Annotated in this window: 20 protein-coding genes; 14 read left to right on the forward strand and 6 right to left on the reverse strand. The window is 55.4% G+C overall.

The window, feature by feature from the left end:
* Positions 1–5 precede the first annotated feature (5 nt).
* Positions 6–728 carry a tol-pal system-associated acyl-CoA thioesterase gene (gene exbB, locus HA50_RS17510; protein WP_084876832.1) on the reverse strand — a complete coding sequence of 241 codons (723 nt, stop codon included), beginning with the start codon at positions 726–728 and terminating at the stop codon, positions 6–8.
* Positions 729–1,083: 355 nt separating this feature from the next.
* Between exbB and HA50_RS17515 the strand changes: the two genes are divergently transcribed.
* The 5 genes from HA50_RS17515 to HA50_RS17535 all read left to right on the forward strand — a co-directional run bounded on the left by HA50_RS17515 (position 1,084) and on the right by HA50_RS17535 (position 6,011).
* Positions 1,084–2,061 carry a TRAP transporter substrate-binding protein gene (locus HA50_RS17515; RefSeq protein ID WP_084876833.1) on the forward strand — a complete coding sequence of 326 codons (978 nt, stop codon included), beginning with the start codon at positions 1,084–1,086 and terminating at the stop codon, positions 2,059–2,061.
* 48 nt (positions 2,062–2,109) lie between these two features.
* Positions 2,110–2,616 carry a TRAP transporter small permease gene (locus HA50_RS17520; protein WP_084876834.1) on the forward strand — a complete coding sequence of 169 codons (507 nt, stop codon included), beginning with the start codon at positions 2,110–2,112 and terminating at the stop codon, positions 2,614–2,616.
* A 15-nt stretch (positions 2,617–2,631) separates the two neighbouring features.
* On the forward strand, positions 2,632–3,918 hold the full coding sequence (locus HA50_RS17525; RefSeq protein WP_084876835.1) for a TRAP transporter large permease: 1,287 nt from the start codon (positions 2,632–2,634) through the stop codon (positions 3,916–3,918).
* A gap of 134 nt (positions 3,919–4,052) precedes the next feature.
* The gene (gene metC, locus HA50_RS17530) at positions 4,053–5,243 is read left to right on the forward strand and encodes a cystathionine beta-lyase (protein ID WP_084878597.1); all 1,191 of its coding nucleotides are present in this window, start codon (positions 4,053–4,055) and stop codon (positions 5,241–5,243) included.
* A gap of 105 nt (positions 5,244–5,348) precedes the next feature.
* Positions 5,349–6,011, forward strand: a complete 663-nt coding sequence (locus HA50_RS17535) for a DedA family protein (protein ID WP_084876836.1) — start codon at positions 5,349–5,351, stop codon at positions 6,009–6,011.
* On the opposite strand, the gene HA50_RS17540 is transcribed toward HA50_RS17535, so the two are convergent.
* A complete protein-coding gene (locus tag HA50_RS17540; RefSeq protein WP_084876837.1) occupies positions 6,006–6,932 on the reverse strand; it encodes an AraC family transcriptional regulator in 927 nt (308 codons plus the stop codon). The two genes, HA50_RS17535 and HA50_RS17540, sit on opposite strands and share 6 nt — an antisense overlap.
* A gap of 204 nt (positions 6,933–7,136) precedes the next feature.
* On the opposite strand from HA50_RS17540, the gene dkgA reads away from it, so the two are divergent.
* Entirely contained in the window at positions 7,137–7,961 is an 825-nt protein-coding gene (dkgA, locus tag HA50_RS17545; protein ID WP_084876838.1) for a 2,5-didehydrogluconate reductase DkgA, read from the forward strand.
* 53 nt (positions 7,962–8,014) lie between these two features.
* Here dkgA and ftsP read toward each other — a convergent pair whose 3' ends face one another.
* The 3 genes from ftsP to parC all read right to left on the reverse strand — a co-directional run bounded on the left by ftsP (position 8,015) and on the right by parC (position 12,623).
* Entirely contained in the window at positions 8,015–9,442 is a 1,428-nt protein-coding gene (ftsP, locus tag HA50_RS17550) for a cell division protein FtsP (protein WP_084876839.1), read from the reverse strand.
* Positions 9,443–9,566: 124 nt separating this feature from the next.
* Positions 9,567–10,304, reverse strand: coding sequence for a 1-acylglycerol-3-phosphate O-acyltransferase (locus HA50_RS17555; protein ID WP_084876840.1), 738 nt, complete (start codon positions 10,302–10,304; stop codon positions 9,567–9,569).
* A gap of 48 nt (positions 10,305–10,352) precedes the next feature.
* The gene (gene parC / locus HA50_RS17560; protein WP_084876841.1) at positions 10,353–12,623 is read right to left on the reverse strand and encodes a DNA topoisomerase IV subunit A; all 2,271 of its coding nucleotides are present in this window, start codon (positions 12,621–12,623) and stop codon (positions 10,353–10,355) included.
* 416 nt (positions 12,624–13,039) lie between these two features.
* On the opposite strand from parC, the gene HA50_RS17565 reads away from it, so the two are divergent.
* The 6 genes from HA50_RS17565 (at position 13,040) to HA50_RS17590 (ending at position 18,351) form a co-directional block, all read left to right on the forward strand.
* The gene (locus HA50_RS17565; protein ID WP_084876842.1) at positions 13,040–14,599 is read left to right on the forward strand and encodes a BglG family transcription antiterminator; all 1,560 of its coding nucleotides are present in this window, start codon (positions 13,040–13,042) and stop codon (positions 14,597–14,599) included.
* 18 nt (positions 14,600–14,617) lie between these two features.
* Positions 14,618–15,088 carry a PTS sugar transporter subunit IIA gene (locus HA50_RS17570; RefSeq protein ID WP_084876843.1) on the forward strand — a complete coding sequence of 157 codons (471 nt, stop codon included), beginning with the start codon at positions 14,618–14,620 and terminating at the stop codon, positions 15,086–15,088.
* Between the two features lie 22 nt (positions 15,089–15,110).
* Complete coding sequence (locus HA50_RS17575) at positions 15,111–15,425, forward strand: PTS fructose transporter subunit IIB (RefSeq protein ID WP_084876844.1); 315 nt, start codon at positions 15,111–15,113, stop codon at positions 15,423–15,425.
* An 11-nt stretch (positions 15,426–15,436) separates the two neighbouring features.
* A complete protein-coding gene (locus HA50_RS17580; protein WP_084876845.1) occupies positions 15,437–16,528 on the forward strand; it encodes a PTS fructose transporter subunit IIC in 1,092 nt (363 codons plus the stop codon).
* A gap of 9 nt (positions 16,529–16,537) precedes the next feature.
* Positions 16,538–17,389 carry a class II fructose-bisphosphate aldolase gene (locus HA50_RS17585; RefSeq protein ID WP_084876846.1) on the forward strand — a complete coding sequence of 284 codons (852 nt, stop codon included), beginning with the start codon at positions 16,538–16,540 and terminating at the stop codon, positions 17,387–17,389.
* Between the two features lie 98 nt (positions 17,390–17,487).
* The gene (locus HA50_RS17590) at positions 17,488–18,351 is read left to right on the forward strand and encodes a ketose-bisphosphate aldolase (protein ID WP_084876847.1); all 864 of its coding nucleotides are present in this window, start codon (positions 17,488–17,490) and stop codon (positions 18,349–18,351) included.
* Positions 18,352–18,446: 95 nt separating this feature from the next.
* On the opposite strand, the gene HA50_RS17595 is transcribed toward HA50_RS17590, so the two are convergent.
* Complete coding sequence (locus HA50_RS17595) at positions 18,447–19,214, reverse strand: transporter substrate-binding domain-containing protein (protein ID WP_084876848.1); 768 nt, start codon at positions 19,212–19,214, stop codon at positions 18,447–18,449.
* 153 nt (positions 19,215–19,367) lie between these two features.
* Here HA50_RS17595 and HA50_RS17600 point away from each other — a divergent pair, with 153 nt between their 5' ends.
* Together HA50_RS17600 and HA50_RS17605 are read left to right on the forward strand one after the other, a co-directional pair.
* Positions 19,368–19,949 (forward strand): NAD(P)H-dependent oxidoreductase, encoded by a 582-nt coding sequence (locus HA50_RS17600; protein WP_084876849.1) that lies wholly within the window; start codon positions 19,368–19,370, stop codon positions 19,947–19,949.
* 32 nt (positions 19,950–19,981) lie between these two features.
* Positions 19,982–20,293 carry a putative quinol monooxygenase gene (locus HA50_RS17605; RefSeq protein ID WP_084876850.1) on the forward strand — a complete coding sequence of 104 codons (312 nt, stop codon included), beginning with the start codon at positions 19,982–19,984 and terminating at the stop codon, positions 20,291–20,293.
* Positions 20,294–20,296 lie beyond the last annotated feature (3 nt).

A 20,296-nucleotide genomic window follows, 5' to 3' on the forward strand; every position in this document is an offset into this window, starting at 1 on the left:
AGCAATTACCCTACGCGCAGTTTCTGTGCGGCAGACGGACGAGCCACTTCGTTATTCACTTTTCCCAGGTCCAAATCACGGCTCTGCAACAGCAGCACCTGTGCCGCGACGTCGCCCAGCGAGGCTTTATAACCGGCAATCATACGGGCAAACACGTTGTAGATGACCACAGCCGGGATAGCCGCCACCAGACCAATCGCGGTCGCCAGCAGCGCTTCGGCGATACCAGGTGCAACAACGGCGAGGTTAGTGGTTTGGGTTTGGGCGATACCGATAAAGCTGTTCATGATGCCCCAGACGGTGCCGAACAGGCCGATAAACGGCGCAACCGAACCGATGGTGGCGAGGAAACCATTGCCACGACCCGCGTGACGGCTAAAGGCCCCGACACGACGCTCAAGGCGGAAACTGGTACGTTCTTTAATGCCGTCGGTGTCTTCTGTACCGGCTGAGAGTTCCAGCTCGTTCTGCGCATCATTCAGCAGCACGGCGCTGTGGCTATGGCCTTTGAAGCTGGCAGCAGTGCGTGAAGCTTCGTCCAGGGAACGCGCTTCGCTCAATGCGATATGTTCGCGTTTCAGGCGACGTTTTGCTGAACTCAGCTCGGCAAACTTACCGAAGAAAAGTGCCCAGGTCACCACGGAGGCCAGTAACAGGCCAATCATTACCACCTTTACCACGATATCGGCATGATGATACATGCCCCAAACGGAGAGATCCGTCTGCATCAAATCACTGGCTACCACGCTGCGTCTCCAACTTCAATTGCACAGTTCACGATCGAGCGCGGATCATAACAAATTACCGGGTCGAATTGATAGTAGTTCTCATTACTATTTACAAACGAAAGGTGCGCTTTTTCTCCACAGTTTCTGTTGAATGTGTATCCGGATGCGCGCCGGTTTTATAAATGTGATGTAGCATGTAAAATTATTAAAACAACGTTTCAAAATGTGATGCAATTCATTCAATCAACATCTGCCCAGTTTTTCGCCACCTGTTTTTCACTATTCTGAGCCAGCCCTGCCCATTCGTGGTGTTTTTGCACCGCGCGATTTCGATACCTCAATGCTGGAGTAAAAAATGACGCTGAAAAAACGACTACTCGCAGTTTCGTTGTCCTCCATATTCGCCCTGCTGGCCTTTAACGCCCAGGCCAAAGTGCTCAAGGTGGCGGAAGTGCAACCCGCCGGTTATCCCACGGTGGTGGCATTGGAGCATATGGGTGAAAAACTCAAACAAGCCACCGATGGCCGTCTGGAGATGAAAGTGTATGCCGGTGGCGTGCTGGGCGATGAAGATCAGACCCTGCAACAGGTACAGCTGGGCGCGATCGATATGATCCGCGTGTCGCTGGCACCGGTTACCACCATCGCACCGGAAACCAGCGTACTCACCCTGCCGTTTATCTTCCGCGATGAAGATCATATGCACAAAGTGCTGGATGGCAGCGTTGGCGAGCAGATCGTCACTAAATTCAATCAGGACCCCAACACCCGCATGGTGTTCCTCGGCTGGACCGATGCCGGTACACGCAACATGATCACCAAAAAACCGCTCGCCAAACCTGAAGATTTACAGGGCATGAAGATTCGCGTGCAAAACAGCGCCATTTCCCTTGCCACGCTGAAAGCAATGGGGGCCAACCCGGTGGCGATGGGGGTGAGTGAGGTGTTCAGTGCGATGCAAACTGGCGTGGTTGACGGCACGGAAAACAATCCACCGACTTTTGTCGCCCACAACTATTTGCCAGTGGCGAAGTATTACACCCTGACCGGCCACTTTATTCAGCCGGAAATGATCCTGTTTTCCAAAACGGCCTGGGATCGTCTCTCTGCAGAGGATCAGACGCTGCTGAAAAAACTGGGTAAAGAAGCCCAGGATGAAGAACGTCAGCTATGGGCAACCTATACCCAGCAATCGATCGAGAAGATGAAAGCTGGCGGCGTCACCTTCCAGCAGATTGATCGTGACTACTTCGTCAAAGCCACGCAACCGGTACGCGATCAATTTGGCGGCAAATATCAGGATCTGATGACACAGATCGCCGAAGTGAAATAACCCTTTTGCGCCATGCAGCCGCGTGGCGTTTCACTCAGGATGCGAACAATGAACGCATATTCCCGCTGGATGGATGGGCTGTACCTGTTGTGCATGTGGGTTGCCGCTGTGGCACTGATGATCATGGTTACGGTCATTCCGATTGGTATTTTTGCGCGCTACGTGATGAACAGCGCGCTCTCGTGGCCGGAACCGGTGGCGATTATCTGCATGATCATCTTCACCTTCATTGGCGCACCGGTGGGGCTGCGTGCAGGCACCCATATTTGCGTGTCGATGGTGACCGATCGCCTGTCGCCAGCCGGGCAAAAATGGGCGCTGCTGCTGTGCAATCTGCTGTTGATCGCCCTGTGTCTGATCCTGTTGCGTGCCAGCTACAACCTGTGCGAAGCGATGTGGATTCAGCCGCTGGCTGCGCTGCCCAATGTCACCTACGGCGAAATGTATTTACCGATCCCCATCGGCACTGCTTTTACTCTGCTGTTTGCCCTGGAGCGCCTGTTAAACGGTGACCAGAGCCAGCGCCCAATCGTCACCCTTGGCGGCACACACTAACTTCGGAGCATCGTGATGGACGCATTCATCCTGATTGGCAGTCTGATCCTGTTGCTGTTGGTCGGCTTTCCCGTGGCCTTCGCCGTCGGGTTTAGCGCCTTTATCGGTGCCTGGTGGATCGACCTGCCGCTGGAAGCGGTGGTGATTCAGATCACCAACGGTATCAACAAATTTTCGTTACTCACCATCCCATTTTTTATTCTGGCCGGGGCAATTATGGCTGAGGGCGGCATTGCGCGACGGCTGGTGAACTTTGCCTACATCTTTGTCGGTTTTATTCGTGGCGGGTTGTCGCTGGTGAATATTGTCGCGTCTACTTTTTTCGGCGCGATTTCCGGGTCTTCAGTGGCGGATACCGCCTCGATTGGTTCGGTGATGATCCCGCAGATGGAGGAGAAAGGTTATCCACGTGATTTCGCTGCTGCGGTGACCGCCAGCGGTTCGGTGCAGGCGGTGCTGACGCCCCCCAGCCATAACTCGGTGATCTACTCGCTGGCAACCGGTGGCGTGGTCACCATTTCCTCGCTGTTTGTCGCCGGTATTCTCCCCGGTCTGATGCTAGGCGGCTGCCTGATGGTAATGTGCCTCGGCTTTGCACGTAAACGCGGCTATCCCAAGGGCGAAGCGATCCCATTTCGCCAGGCACTGAAGATCTTCTTTGATGCCTTCTGGGGGCTGTTTACCATCGTCATCATTCTGGGCGGCATCCTGTCGGGGATTTTTACCGCGTCAGAATCCGCCGCCATCGCCTGCCTGTGGGCGTTCTTCGTCACCATGTTTATCTACCGTGACTTTAAGTGGAACCAACTGCACATTCTGCTGTTCCGTACCATCAAAACCGTCACCATTGTGATGGTGCTGATCGCCTTCGCCGCCGGTTTTGGTGCGGTGATGACCTTTATGCTGTTGCCCACCGCCATTACCGCAGCCTTTACCAGTCTGTCGGATAATAAGTATGTGATCCTGATGTGCATCAACGTGCTGCTGCTGGTGATCGGCACGCTGATGGATATGGCCCCAATCATCCTGATTCTGACGCCGGTACTGTTGCCGGTGGCAACCTCGCTGGGTGTCGATCCGGTGCATTTCGGCATGATCATGATGACCAACCTCGGTATCGGGCTGATCACCCCGCCGGTAGGCACGGTGTTGTTTGTCGCCAGTGCGGTGAGTAAGCAGAAAATCGAGCAGGTGGTGGGCGCAATGTTGCCGTTCTACTGCATGTTGTTTCTGGTACTGATGCTTATCACCTATATTCCGGCGCTGTCACTGTGGCTGCCGCATATCATGGGGGTGATGTAACGCCGGCCGCAGGGACGCGGCAAAGCGATCCATTATTGCAGGGCGACAGTCTGATATTCCGCAATCAGGGTCAACGCGCAGGCGAGATTCGTGGTAACGTGGTTCCTTTGTGGAATGCGGCAGAAAAGGCAGTGATGGCAACGAAAAAAATAGACACCACGCTGGTAAGCGCGGGACGCAACAAACGTTACACTCAGGGCTCAGTAAACAGCGTTATTCAGCGCGCCTCATCGCTGGTTTTCGACACCGTGGCCGATAAAAAACGCGCCACCGCCGGACGAGCGAAGGGCGAGCTGTTTTATGGCCGTCGCGGCACGCTGACACACTTCTCTCTTCAGGACGCAATGACGGAACTGGAAGGCGGTGCCGGTTGCGTGCTTTATCCCTGTGGAGCCGCTGCGGTTGCCAACGCTATCCTGTCTTTCGTCGAGGCGGGCGATCATGTGCTGATGAGCGGCGCGGTGTACGAACCGACCCAGGATTTTTGTACCAAAATCCTCAGCAAACTCCAGGTCACCACCACCTTCTTCGATCACTGCATCGGCAGCGAAATCAGCGCGCTGGTGCAGCCGAATACCCGCGTGGTGTTTCTTGAGTCACCAGCCTCCATCACCATGGAAGTGCAGGACATTCCAGCCATCGTCGCTGCAGTACGCGCGAAAGCGCCTGACGCCATCATTATGCTCGATAATACCTGGGCGGCGGGTGTGTTGTTTAACGCTCTGGAGCATGGCGTCGATATTTCTATTCAGGCGGGCACCAAATATCTGATTGGCCACAGCGATGCCATGATCGGCACCGCCGTGGCTAACGCGCGCTGCTGGGATCAGCTGCGTGAAAATTCCTACCTGATGGGACAGATGGTTGATGCCGATACCGCTTATATGGCGAGCCGTGGTCTGCGCACGCTGGGCACCCGCCTGCGTCAGCATGAAGAAAGCGGCTTGCAGGTAGCGGAATGGCTGGCTGCACGACCGGAAGTAGCGCGCGTCAATCATCCGGCGCTGGCGCAGTGCAAAGGCCATCAATTCTGGCAACGCGATTTTACCGGCAGCAGCGGCCTGTTCTCGTTCATTCTGCACGAGAAACTGAGCAGCGAGCAGTTGGCGGGGTATCTCGACGGTTTCCACCACTTCAGCATGGCGTATTCCTGGGGTGGCTATGAGTCGCTGATTCTGGCGAATCAGCCGGAAGAACTGGCGGCGATTCGCCCGGCAGGCGGTGTCGATTTTACCGGGACACTGGTGCGGGTGCACATTGGTCTGGAACACGTTGCTGACCTGATTGAAGACCTGCAAGCCGGGTTTGACCGCCTGAAGCGCTAAAATCTTCAACAGAAGCTCAACAGGCCGGATTCGCGTGGCAAAGATCAACGTTTGCTGCTACGCGGGCCGTTAAAATACTATCCTTGTGACTTGATGGAATAGCAGATGGGTGTTTTACATGAGATTGTCCACGCACTCTGGCATCAGGATTTTGCCGCGTTGGCCAATCCGGATGTGGTGTGGATTGTCTACGGCGTAATGTTTGTAACGCTGTTTCTGGAAAACGGTTTGTTACCGGCCTCCTTTCTGCCGGGCGATAGCCTGTTGCTGCTGGCCGGTGCCATGGTCGCCAAAGGTGTGATGGATTTTGTCCCGACCATGGTGATTCTGACCACCGCCGCCAGTCTCGGCTGCTGGCTGAGTTATTTGCAGGGGCGCTGGCTGGGCAATACCAAAATGGTGAAAAGCTGGCTGATGCACTTACCGGCGCAATATCATCAGCGAGCCTGGCAGCTGTTTAATCGCCACGGATTGATGGCACTGCTGGTCGGTCGTTTCCTGGCATTTGTCCGTACCCTGCTGCCAACCATGGCGGGTATTTCTGGTTTGCAGAATGGTCGTTTTCAGCTGTTTAACTGGCTGAGCGGGCTGCTGTGGGTGTGCATCGTGGTGGCATTCGGTTACGGCATCAGCCAGGTGCCCTTCATCAAACGCCATGAAGATCAGGTGATGGCGGTGCTGATGCTGCTGCCCGTGGTGCTGCTGTTTGTCGGCCTGGCTGGCAGCATTCTGATTATCTGGAAAAAAAGACGCCCTAAGGCGTCATAACAGCTGCGCGGCGTCAGCGGGTGATTCAAATATCGTCTGACGCACGCGGCTCACCTCCTCCCCCGGCGTCACGCCAAAATAGCGTTTAAACTCGCGGGAAAACTGCGAGGGGCTTTCATAACCGACGCGCACCGCTGCGACGCTGGCCCGCATGCCATCCTGGAGCATCATCAGACGTGCCTGATGCAGGCGAAAACGTTTCAGATACTGTAACGGCGAGGTTTGCGTCACCGCTTTAAAGTTGTGATGAAAGGCCGATACGCTCATGTTCACCTCCGCCGCCAGCGTTTCCACGCTGAGGTTTTCACTGAAATGACTTTCGATACGGCGTAGCGCGCGGGCAATCTGGCTGAACTGCGTCTGGCGGCTGATCATCGACAGCAGCGCGCCCCCGCACGGCCCGACCAGCACATAGTAGATAATTTCCCGGACGATTTGCGGCCCCAGCACGCGCGCGTCACGCGGCTTACGCAGCACATCCAGCAGTCGTTCGGCGGCGCATAACATCTCTTCACTGAGAAAAGCAGAATGGATGCCCGAAGTTTGCGGCTGCGGCTGAAAATCTTCATCGTCGCCAATCTCCATCAGCAGATCCTGCAAGCTGGCATTGTCCACGGTGAGGCAGATCCCCGCCAGCGGCTCCTCCGGCGTGGCCTCAGTTTCACACTCCACCGGCAACGGCACGGTGAGCATCAGATACTTGGTGGCATCGTAATGAAATACCGTGCTGCCGAGATAGCCGGTTTTACGTCCCTGGAACAGGATGACGATGCCAGGTTGATACATCATCGGCGTACGCGGCAGCGGTTCATCGGCATAGATTAAGCGTACGTTTTCCAGCTGACAAAAGGGTTGGCTGCCAGGCTTCATTAACGCAATGACCTGCTGGGCCAGCTGGCGGCAAAGGGTGTCATGGGGCATGGCAGATTCTCTCGCAGCAAAAAGGTCAGTTTGCCGCAGCGCAGGCGAAAGCTCCAGCCAGCTGGAGAATCAGGCAAGAATCCAGCAGAAACAGACAGCACAAAAGCGCCGCAGAATTGCCACAATGATCCCGGCGCTAAGGTTTGTTGACTAGAATTAACCTCAGTGTTTCCGGTGAGTCACTGCGACAAATAAGGAGCAACTATGGCAGACCAACCACTAATTAAACTGCACGACGGCAATATGATGCCGCAGCTCGGGCTGGGTGTCTGGCAGGCGAGTATTGAAGATGCACGCAAAGCGGTATTAAAAGCGCTGGAGGTCGGCTATCGCTCCATCGATACTGCTGCCGCCTATAAGAATGAGGAAGCGATTGGTCAGGCGCTACAGGAAACTGACGTGGCGCGCGACAGCATTTTTGTCACCACCAAGCTGTGGAATGACGATCAGAAAAACGCCCAGCAGGCACTGGAAACCAGCCTGGAAAAACTCAAACTGGATCAGGTCGATCTCTATCTGATGCACTGGCCTTGCCCGGCAAAAGATCTGTATGTCGGCGCCTGGCAACAGATGATTGAATTGCAAAAACAGGGTCTGACCAAAAGCATCGGCGTGTGTAATTTCAATGAAGCGCATCTGAAACGTCTGATGGATGAAACCGGGGTGTCGCCGGTGGTGAACCAGATTGAACTGCATCCGATGCTACAGCAGCGTACTCTGCACGCCTGGAATGCGCTGCATCAGATCCAGACTGAATCCTGGAGCCCACTGGCACAGGGCGGTAAAGGGGTGTTCGATCAGGAAGTGATCAAAGAACTGGCGAAGAAATATGGCAAAACCCCGGCGCAGATCGTGATTCGCTGGCACCTGGACAGCGGCCTGGTGGTGATTCCGAAGTCAGTGACCCCGGCGCGCATTGAGGAAAACATTAAGGTGTTTGATTTCCGGCTGGAGAAAACCGAGATCAGCGATATTACCGCGCTGGATATCGGCAACCGACTGGGACCGGACCCGGAGAGTTTTAATTAACAACCTTATTTGTCACGGCGCGATAAATCGCGCCGTTATCAATTGCAGAAATATCAGCTGGTTGGATTCACCAGCAACTGGCCAGCGGTACCGCGATCGGCCAGTTCCAGCGTCTGGCTGTAATACACAAACGGGAAATGCTCCGACGAACTTTGCGGGAAACTCACCAGCAACTCGACATCGCCATCCACCCACACCGTATCTTTCCAGCCGCGATCTTCACCCATCGGCTGTGCACCGTTGACACTTTTAATCAGGAACATTACGCCCTGAATATGCAGCGCCTGCGGGCGGTCGGCATGCAGGATCCAGCGTTCAAAGGTGCCCTGCTGTACCGTGGTATCAATGCGTCCCATATTCCACATCGCGCCATTAATGCCTGGCATACCGTCGCCAATGCGGAATTCGCGGGTGCGTACCGCCACACCATCGAGGATCTGATCCGCCAGCAAGCGCATCGGCAGATTGTCCGTGACCAGCGGCAGCAAGCCGGTTGGACGCAGCGACAACACCAGCGTGTTGGCAAGGATCGATGACGGCTCAAACAGGCCGCGCAGTCGATCCATCAATCCCGCAGCAGTTCCCGCGGTGATCGACACTTCATCACCCTGCGACATATCCACCAGCACTTCACGCCGTTCGCCCGGTGCCAGCGACAAACGCTGTACCGCGACCGGGGCCGGTAAGAAGCCCTGATCGCTGGCGATCACCGTAAAGGGGCGATTATCGGAGAAAGCCAGATCGTAACGGCGTGAGTTAGAGGCGTTCAGCAGGCGCAGGCGGACCCAGCCACGTGAAACATCCACATACGGGTTCTGCACACCGTTGACCAGCAACGTATCACCCAGGAAGCCGCCATCCTGCGGCGGGTCATAAACCGGTGTGGCAAAGTTATCGAGACGCTTGTCCTGAATCACCAGCGGAAAATCATCCACGCCATAGTGTTTCGGTAGCGGCAGCGCTTTGCTGACGTCATCCTCAATCAACCACATCCCCGCCAGGCCGTTGTAAACATGGGGTGCCATGCGATTGGGCGTATTAGCGTGATACCACAAGGTTGCCGCGCCCTGACGAATCGGCAATACCGGTGCCCAGTCAACGCCCGCCGACATCAATCGCGGTGCGCCACCCATCAGCGCGCCCGGCACTTGCAGGCCACTCACGGTCATGGCGACGGGTTCATTCAGCCGATTGCTGTAAATCAGCTTCACATCGTCGCCGCTGTAGACGCGCACGGTCGGGCCAAGGTACAAGCCGTTAATGCCCCACACCGGCACTTTGTTGCTGTTGCCGCTGAATGACCAGTGACTGCGCTGGAGCGTAAGAAATAGCGGCTGGCCGCGGCGTGATTCAATCAACGGCGGTACGGGAAGCGGCGTATCGCCGACAGGCGCGGAAGCGGCACGCGCAGTGCTGGTTACGCTGGTGGCAAGTGCGACACCGGCAGAAAGCTGAATAAACTGACGTCTGCTGCAAGACATAAAACTTCAGACCTTTTGAGCGTGGCGTGAGGACGCCGTCCATTTTTTTCTAATTGCTATTGCTGTGCTGCACCCGGAGAGGGTCTGGTGCGTACGGGGCAGATTGCCTGCCCCGTGGGGCCGGTCAGATTTTACCGTTTTTTTCGCGCTCGGCGACTTCAGCGTTTAATTCTTCCAGCTTAGCCGACATTAATTCACGGCAATGGGTCGCCAGCTTACGCACCGAACTGTTAGCAAACTCGCTGGTATCCACTGGCGGCAGCATCTCGACAATCACCAGACCGTTTTTGAGGCGGTTGAGTTTGATTTTGTCATGCGTGTTGGACACCACCACCGGGATAATCGGCACACCCGCGGCCATCGCAGCATGAAATGCGCCGGTTTTAAACGGCAGCAGGCCACGTCCGCGGCTGCGCGTTCCTTCCGGGAACATCCAGAACGAGATACGCTTCTTTTTAAACTGATCGATCAGCTTACCAATGGTGCTATGTGCTTTGGCACGATTGTCACGATCAATCAGCAAATTCCCCGCCAGCCAGTACAGCAGACCAAAAAACGGTACCCACAGCAGGCTTTTTTTGCCCACGGTCACCGTGGTGGGCTGCACAATCTTGGCGGCGGTGATCATATCGTAGTTATTCTGGTGGTTTGCGATGTAGATAGCATTGCCATAACTTTCCGCATCCGCCGGTTTACGCAGTTCCACCTTGACGCCAAACACCGTCGATAAGCGACCAAACATGTGACCGAACGTGGCGACATGACGTGGATTGCGTGGTGAAAACAGGCACCAGATACAGCCAAACACACAGACCAGAATCGAGTAAATAACAACAAAAATAGTCCGTAAAATTAGTAACATAGTTTCCTCAGTAGTGGCATACCCTTGCCTGCTTTATTCTTTGCAGGGTTACTCTTCACTCTCGCCGCCCTGGCGCGTTGGGGCATCCAGCTCGACGCGGTCGATACGTTGCAGACCACGCGGCAGCAAGGTACCACGACGACCACGGTCAGCGCGGAACTTCTGCAACTCTTCGCTACGCAGCACCATCTTACGCTTGCCGACATGCAGAGTGATGGCACTGCCCGATGGCAGGATCAGCAACCACGCCAGTTTATCTGCCCCTGCCGCAGCCTCAGCGGAAGGAATCGAGATGATCTTGTTACCCTTGCCTTTCGACATTTGCGGCAGTTCACCGACCGGGAACATCAGCATACGCCCGGCCTGAGTAATCGCCAGCAGCATGTCATCTTCATGATTGACCGCCATCGGCGTCATCACTTTGGCGTTTTCCGGCAAGGTCAGCAGCGCTTTACCTGAACGGTTACGCGATACCAGGTCAGCAAAGGTACAGATAAAGCCGTAACCGGCGTCAGAAGCCATCAGCAGTTTCTGCTCATCCGGCTCCATCAGCACCTGTTCCATCACCGCGCCTGGCGGTGGCGTCAGCTTACCGGTCAGCGGTTCGCCCTGACCACGCGCCGACGGCAGCGAGGTTGGGTCGAGAGTATAGCTGCGCCCGGTGGAGTCGATAAAGGCCACCGGCTGGTTGCTCTTACCGCGTGCGGCAGCCAGATAGTTGTCCCCTGCCTTATAGCTAAGGCCGGAAGGATCAATGTCGTGCCCCTTGGCGCTACGTACCCAGCCCATCTGTGACAGCACGATGGTGACCGGCTCGGCGCTCACCAGATCATTCTCGCTCAGCGCTTTGGCTTCTTCGCGCTCACGCAACGGTGAACGGCGATCGTCACCATAGGTCTGGCTATCCGCCTGCAATTCTTTCTTCAGCAGGTTGCTCATCTTGCGCTCGGAGGCAAGAATCGCCTGCAACTGGTCACGCTCTTTTTCCAGCTCGGCCTGCTCACCGCGAATCTTCATCTCTTCGAGTTTAGCGAGGTGACGCAGTTTTAATTCCAGAATCGCTTCAGCCTGGGTCTCGCTGATGTCAAAACGCGACATCAGCACCGCTTTCGGCTCATCCTCGCTACGGATGATGTGAATCACTTCATCAATATTGAGGAACGCTACCAGCAAACCTTCGAGGATATGCAGGCGACGCAGTACGCGATCCAGACGGTAATTCAGACGACGCGTCACGGTATCGCGGCGATACACCAGCCATTCGGAGATAATCTCCAGCAGGTTTTTCACCGCCGGACGGTTATCCAGACCGATCATGTTGAGGTTAACGCGGTAACTTTTTTCCAGGTCGGTGGTGGCAAACAGATGATTCATCACCTGATCCAGATCGACACGGTTCGAACGCGGCACAATCACCAGACGGGTGGGGTTTTCGTGATCGGATTCATCACGCAAGTCCTCCACCATCGGCAGCTTTTTATTGCGCATCTGCGCGGCGATCTGTTCCAGCACACGAGCACCGGATACCTGATGCGGCAGCGCGGTGATCACTGCTTCACCGTCTTCTTTTTTCCAGATCGCGCGCTGGCGGATAGAACCGCGACCGTTCTGGTAAATCTTACGGATCTCATCACGCGGGGTGATGATCTCCGCTTCGGTCGGGAAATCCGGCCCGTGCACGATATCCAGCAGTTCATCCAGCGTGGTGTTCGGCTTTTCGATCAGGGTGATCGCCGCCTGCGCCACTTCACGCACGTTGTGCGGAGGAATATCGGTCGCCATACCCACGGCGATGCCGGTGGTGCCGTTCAGCAGGATATTCGGCAGACGCGCCGGTAACATTTTCGGTTCCTGCAACGTGCCGTCAAAGTTGGGGGTGTAATCCACCGTTCCCTGACCCAGCTCGCTGAGCAGAATTTCGGCATACTTCGACAGGCGCGACTCGGTATAACGCATCGCCGCAAAGGATTTCGGATCATCCGGTGCACCCCAGTTGCCCTGACCATCCACCAGCGGGTAGCGGTAAGAGAACGGCTGCGCCATCAGCACCATCGCTTCATAACAGGCGCTGTCGCCATGCGGATGGTATTTACCCAGCACGTCACCCACGGTACGCGCCGATTTCTTAAATTTGGCGCTGGCATTCAGGCCCAGCTCGGACATCGCATAGACGATGCGGCGCTGTACTGGCTTGAGGCCATCACCGATATACGGCAGCGCGCGGTCCATAATCACGTACATCGAGTAATTCAGGTACGCGTTTTCTGTAAATTTGTGCAGGGCAAGACGCTCTGCACCATCCTGCGTCAATTCGCTCATTAAGCTCGCATCCTCACTTCGTGGCCCACAGCGGCGGGACATCCGGCGGTCATTTGGCGAGGATAGTACCTTATTCGCGTGGCTTAGTCACAGGGGGTAAGCCCTCTCTGGCCGCAGGAATCTTTATCAGGAAATTAATGTGAAGCCGGTTATAAAAATAAAATAGAATGAGATCATGATCACAATGAATATTCCCGGCATTCTGTGAGCATGATCTCAATTAATTTCCATCCATCGCTTTTCGTATTAATCCTGTCCGCGCAAGAGGACAACATTTAGTATTGTTGCTTTTCTCTTCCTTTCCTAAATTCATACTCCATAAGACAGATATTTTTTGCGTTCCTGATTTCTGGCATCTGGAAAATATAAAAAACACCATAGCAGAACACGGTTTTGCCAAAATAAAGGGTGACCGAATGCAAATACTGACTTCGCGACAACACCGATTAGTAAAACTGCTGCTGCAACAGGCCGCACCTCAGCCGTTAAAGCAACTGGCGCAGCAGCTCGGCGTATCAGAAAAAACCATCTACCGCGACCTGCAATGGCTGGAAGCCTGGCTCAGTAACTGGACCATGGTGCTGGAGAAAACCCCAGGGCGCGGCGTGCGGTTGCGGGTTGATGATATCCAGCAGCGCCTGCAACTGGAGCAGCAACTGAACGGGGATGACAACAGCGATGCCCTGAGTCACAACAGCCGCCGGGTAAAAATTGCTTCTCAGTTGCTGAGTGACGCACCGCGTGAAACCTCGATCAGCAAGCTGTCAGAGCGTTACTTTATCAGCCACGCCTCGATCGTGAATGACCTGAAAGTGATTGAAGAGTGGCTGCAACCGCTGGGATTAACACTGGCGCGCGGCCCCGGCGGCACGCACATTGAAGGCAATGAACAGACGCTGCGCCAGGCGATGGTGTCGCTGATTAATGATGTGATGCAGCAAAACGTGGCGGGCACACCGCTACTGCCCCGGCTCGATCCCGGTAGCCAGCAGGCGCTGGTGCATTACTTCGGTGACGAGGATGTGGCTTTTGTGCAGGCGCTGCTGTTACAGATGGAGCAGCAGCTGAGTTATCCGCTGGGTGATGCCTGGTATCTCAATCTGTGCACTCACATCTTAATCATGATGCATCGCATGGCGCAGGGTAACGCGCTGGCCTTACAGACCACGCTTGCCGCGCAGGACCTGGATAAACGCATCCTGACCATTGCGCAGCAGATGGTCAGCCAGATTGAAGCACGCATCGGCTGTGCGCTTCCGGCGGATGAGGTGGGATTTATTTATCAATATATTGTCTCGTCCGGCATTGTGGTGGAAGAACGCGGTGATCATGCGCCGCTGCATAATCAATTTTCCACTGCGGAATCGGTCAAAATAACCTGTGAATTAATCGATCGTTTCTCGGCATTAATTCAGCAGGATTTATCTCAGGACCGCTTATTATTCGACGGATTACTGGTGCATATTAAGCCGTTATTAAATCGCCTTAAATATCACATCCATATTCGTAATCCGCTGCTGGAAGATATTCAGCAGGAGATGAAAGAAATATTTTTCCTGACGCAACAGGCGATGCAATTGACGGCGAACGCTTACGATCTTTCACCAGTAGCAGATGATGAAATTGGTTACCTTTGCGTCCATTTTCAGGCGGCGCTGGAGCGGCAGATTGCCCACAAACGCATTCTGGTGGTGTGCTCCAGCGGCGTCGGCACCTCACATCTGCTGAAAAGTCGGATTCTGCGCGCCTTCCCGGATTGGGAAATCGCCGGGGTGGTATCGGCGAGTAATCACGCCGCCTTTTGCCAGCGTGAAGCGGTGGACCTGGTGATTACCACCATTCACCTCGCCGCCGGAGCCATTCCCAGCGTGTATGTCAGTGCATTTTTTAACGATGACGATATCCGGCGGGTGACTGACGCCATGATTGGCAGCCAGCTGCCGCACCGGGCGAATGACGCCCTGGCTGAACATTAATTGAATGAGGACTGATTGATGGATATTTCCCGCATTCTGACGCCGCGCCGCGTCAATCTGGCCCTGACTTCCACCAGCAAAGAAGCAGTGATTAACGAACTCACCGAGTTGCTTTATCAGGACGGTGCCATCAGCGATCGCGAAGCCTTTATCGCCGATGTCTGGCTGCGTGAAGCGGAAGGCTCCACCGGCTTTGAAAACCATATCGCCATTCCCCACGGCAAATCAGCGGCCGTGCGGCAAACCACGTTAGCCATTGGGCGTACCCAGCAGGATATCCCCTGGGAAACGCTGGATGGCAGCCAGGTGCGCTGCATCATCCTGTTCGCAGTGCGACTGGAAGATCAGAACACCACCCACATTCGCCTGTTGTCGCAGGTGGCCAGCGCGCTGGCCGATGATGAGGTGATTGCCCAACTGCTGGTGGAAAACGACCCCGGCAATATCATCCGGCTGTTTAGTCAGTACGCCGAAACCGACCTCTGTTAACCCTACTCTTCTGAGGTGACACATGAACATCGTCTGTGTAGCGGCCTGCACGGCAGGCATCGCGCATACCTACATCGCGCGGGAAAAACTGATAAAGGGTGCCCATGCACTGGGCCACACCATCCACGTCGAAACGCAGGGCACCATCGGCACCGAAACGGAACTCACCAGCGAAGCGATCGCCGCTGCGGATGTGGTGATCCTCGCGGTTGACGTGAAGATCAAAGGTGAAGAGCGTTTCCAGGGCAAACCTATCGTGAGGGTGAAAACCGAAGTGGTGATCAAGTCACCGGTGAAATTCCTCGAAAAAGTGGCGGATTCACTGGCGCGCGCCTGAGGAGATCCATCATGAATGACAACAAACGCCAGTATGGCCAGGAGATCAAAGGGCATCTGCTCACCGGTATCTCCTGGATGATTCCGCTGATCGTCGCCGCCGGGATCTGCATCGCCTTAGGCCAGGTGATTGGTGGGCCGGATGTCGGTAAACACACCGGCACCCTTGCCTGGATGCTCAACCAGATCGGCGGCTGGGGCATGGGACTGATCGTCCCGTTGATCAGCGCGGCGATCGCTTACTCGATCGCCGATCGCCCCGGCTTTGCCCCAGGTTTGATCGTCGGTTTTATCTGCGGCCAAATTGGCACCGGCTTTATCGGCGGCATCCTCGGCGGTTTTCTGGTTGGCTACACCGTGTTGCTGCTGCGCCGCACCATTAAATTGCCGCAGTCGATGCAAGGCCTGATGCCGATCATGGTGCTGCCGCTGCTCAGTACCATCATCGCCGGGCTACTGATGATGACCTTTATCGGCCAGCCGATTGTCTGGTTGCAGCAGACGCTGATTCATCTGCTGGAATCGATGCAGGGCGGCTCGAAGTTTGTGATGGGCGCGATTCTCGGTGCCATGGCCACCTTCGACTTTGGCGGTCCCATCAATAAAACCATGTCGCTGTTTGCCGATGGCATGCTGGTCGATGGTATTTACGGGCCGGAGGCGGTGAAGTTTGTCGGCTCGATGATTCCGCCTTTCGGCATCACCCTCTCCTTCCTGCTGACGCGTCACAAGTACACCAAAGCCGAAAAAGAGGCGCTGAAAGCCGCCTTCCCGATGGGGATCTGCATGATCACCGAAGGCGTGATTCCGATAGCCGCGCGTGACCTGCTGCGCGTGGTCGCCAGCTGCGTTGTGGCCTCGGCGATTGCCGGTGGGCTGATCATGGTGTGGGGCGTGGAAGCACCCGTACCGCATGGCGGCATGTTTGTGGTGCCGTTGTTCACCAAACCCTGGCTGTTCTGTCTGGCGCTTGGCATCGGCACCGTGGTGTGCGGTGTGATGCTGTCGCTAATGAAGAAAACCGTTACCCAGGCGGATGAAGAGTTCGACGATGTGGAGGCCCCTGGCGTCCGCGATGAAGAGATCAAATTCACTCTGGAATAAGGAGCCACCATGTTTGCCATGATGAATGACCTGATTCGGGCAGCAGCGCAGCAGCGGTACGCAGTGCTGGCGATCAACTGCTTTAACCTTGAGACCACGCGCGCCGCCATTCAGGCCGCCGAACAGCAGCGCGCTCCGTTGATCCTCAATGTTTATCAGGGGCATAGCGCACATTTCCCTCCCCCCGTGGCGGTGCCGCTGGTACAGGCGCTGGCAGCAGATGCCACGGTGCCGGTAGCACTGGCCCTCGACCACGGCAAAGCCTTTCCGCTGATTGGTCAGGCATTTCGCGCCGGGTTTACCGGCCTGATGATCGATGCGTCATCCGAGCCGCTGGCGGAGAACATTCGTCAAACCGCCCAGGTGGTGAAAATGGCGCATACCGCTGGCGTGTGCGTCGAGGGCGAGCTGGGCCATATCGCCGATGCCCCGACCTACCAACTGGCCGATGCCGCCGTGAAGATGACGCAGGTAGCGGATGTGCTGCCGTTCGTGGAGCAAACGCACATCGACCTGCTGGCGGTGTCGGTGGGGACCGCACATGGGCTGTATCCGGCTGGCGTGCAGCCGAAAATTGATTTCCAGCGTTTGCAGGAACTGCATGCCGTCTCACCACTCCCGCTGGCGCTGCATGGTGGCTCGGGAACACCCGCCGAGGATTTACGCCGCGTCAGCCAGTTTGGCGTCGCCAAGATTAACGTCGGTGCTGCGGTGTTTGATGCCGGTAAGCACGCGTTGCAACAGGCGATGAAGCAGCATCCCCACGCCGAGCTGGCGGATTTACTCGGGCTGATGGAATCCGCCTGCCGCGAAGTGGTGGCCGAGTACCTGAGCTGGTCGGGTTCGGCGGGCAAAGCCTGACACCCGCGCGATAAATCACAGATTTTCCCAATTTTATTCATCATCGGGTCGGCGTTGCCGTCGGCCCTGACTAAACATCACCTGAAGGAAAACATAACATGTTGATTTCTATGAAAGAGATGTTGGCACCTACCCGTGAACACCGTTTTGCCATCGGCGCTTTTAACGTCGCGGATAGCTGCTTTATTCGCGCCGTGGTGGAGGAAGCTGAGGCGACAAACACGCCAGCCATCATCTCGATCCACCCCAGTGAACTGGAGTTTGTCACCGATGAGTTCTTTGGCTACGTGCGGGAACGTACGCTGAAAAGCAAAGTGCCTTTCACCATTCATCTTGATCACGGTGCTTCCATCGCTCAGGTGCTGCGCGCCATCCAGTGCGGCTTTACCTCGGTCATGATTGATGGTTCGCTGCTGCCCTATGAAGAGAACGTCGCACTGACCAAAGAAGTGGTGAAGCTGGCCCATGCGGTGGGCGTGTCGGTCGAAGGTGAATTGGGTACCATCGGCGATACCGGCACCACGGTGGAAGGCGGCGTCAGCAAGGTGATTTACACCGAACCGGCGCAGGCAGAGGATTTTATCCAGCGCACCGGCGTGGATACTCTGGCGGTGGCGATTGGCACCGCGCACGGTATCTATCCGAAAAATATGAAGCCAGAATTGCAGATGCATATTCTTAAGGACATTTCGCAGCGTGTGACCATTCCTTTGGTGTTACATGGCGGCTCCGCTAACCCGGATGCCGAGATTGCCGAGGCGGTGACGTTGGGGGTGGGGAAAATTAATATCTCCAGCGATATGAAGTTCGCCTACTTCCAGAAAGTGCGCGAGATTCTGGCGCGGGAAACCTGGTGGGATCCGAACGTCATCTACCCGGAGGCCATCGCGGCGGCGAAAGGGGTGATTCGCTACAAAATGAACCTGTTTGGCGGATTGGGCAAAGCCAGCTTGTATCGTTAATTGCGGGATGCCGTTCGGCGTAGCGGCGCGATTTATCGCACTGGTTTTAAGGGCCAGGGCGCGCGATGAATCGCGCCGCTACGGGTGCAATCGGGTTATTTGATCACACCCAGCCACTGCTCAGCGATGCGAGCATAATCACCGGTGGCGGTGCTGAGATGCAGCCACTGATCGACATATTGCTTCCAGCTCATATCATCGCGCGGGATCATATAGGCCTTCTCACCGTACTGCATCGGTTGCTCCGGATTGAGCGCACACAGCTGTGGATAGTGCTTCTGCTGGAACAACGCTTCTGATGCGTCGGTAATCATCACATCCGCTTTTTTATCCACCAGCTGCTGGAAAATGGTGACGTTATCGTGGAACAACGTCAGCGAGGCATTGGGCAGATGGCTGTGCACAAAGGCTTCGTTGGTGCCGCCCGCCGGTTCAATCACGCGTACCTGCGGCTGATTAATTTGGTCGATAGTTTGATACTTCGCTTTGTCGGCACAGCGTACCAGCGGGATTTTGCCATCGACACCCAGCGGCTGCGCGAACCAGGCAATTTGCTGGCGTTTCAGCGTGACCGACACGCCACCCAGCGCGATGTCACAATTCCGCGCGACAAAATCTTCACTCAGGGTTTTCCAGGTGGTGGGCACCCACTGCACTTTGGCACCCAGGCTTTCCGCCAGCGATTCTGCCATGCTGATGTCCAGCCCTTCATACTGCCCGTCACTGCGCAGATAGCTGTAGGGCTTGTAATCCCCGGTGGTGCAGACTTTAAGGGTTTTGCTTTCACGTACCTGATCGAGATGGGATTGCGCCTGGGCGACGCCGCTGACCAGAAGTAACGCGCTGAATAACATGGTTTTCATTTTTCTTCTCTGTGTAGTGTTTGCTGGCAGATTGTTTCACACGCTGCCGCATTATTGCGTTAAAAGCAAAAGTCTTGTGATCCAAAACACATTTTTCCCTGTCGGGCGCGCGCGTAGAGTGAGCGTAAATTTCTCACACGGAGCGCATGTAGCATGAGCAAAATTTTAATTATTGATGGTGGTAAAACCTTCGCCCATTCGAAAGGCGAGCTGAACCATACGCTAACCGAGGTGGCAGCCAGCCTGCTGCGCGATTTGGGCCATGACGTTAGCGTCACCGTGGCGGACAGCGACTATGTGGTTGCCGACGAAGTGCAAAAATATCTCGCCAGCGACGTGGTGATTTATCAGATGCCGGGCTGGTGGATGGGCGAACCCTGGACAGTGAAAAAGTATATCGATGACGTGTTTACTGAAGGCCATGGCTCACTCTATGCCAGCGACGGTCGTAGCCGCGCCGACGCCAGCAAAAAATACGGTTCTGGTGGCCTGATTCAGGGCAAAAAATATATGCTGTCGCTGACCTGGAATGCGCCGCTGGAGGCCTTCACCGATCCGGAGCAATTCTTTGAAGGTGTGGGTGTTGACGGCCTGTATCTGCATTTCCACAAAGCCAACCAATTCCTCGGTATGACCGGGTTGCCGACCTTTATTTGTAATGATGTGATTAAGCAACCGGACGTGCCGCGTGATATCGAACGTTATCGGACTCATCTCAGCCAAATTTTTGCTTAACTGTAAGCACAACGGTAAAAAAAGGACATCTCATGCTGACTGTGGTTGCTGAAATCTGTATCAAACCGGGACGCCGTGCAGCGGTACTGGAAGCGATTAACCGCCTGATCCCCACCGTGTTGCAGGAAGAAGGTTGCCATCAATACGATGCGCTGGTGGACCACCAGGCGCAGGTGCCGTGGAAGCACAATTCCCCGGACTCGATTTTTATGCTGGAGCAATGGGAATCGCTGCGCCATCTGGAGCAGCATCAGCAGATGCCGCATATGGATGCACACCGCGCCATCATTAAAGATGATGTGGTGGATGTGAAGATTCTGGTGCTGGAAGCGGCGGCACATTAAGTT

The organism is Pantoea cypripedii, from assembly GCF_002095535.1.
In the GTDB taxonomy this organism is placed as follows: Bacteria; Pseudomonadota; Gammaproteobacteria; order Enterobacterales; family Enterobacteriaceae; genus Pantoea; species Pantoea cypripedii.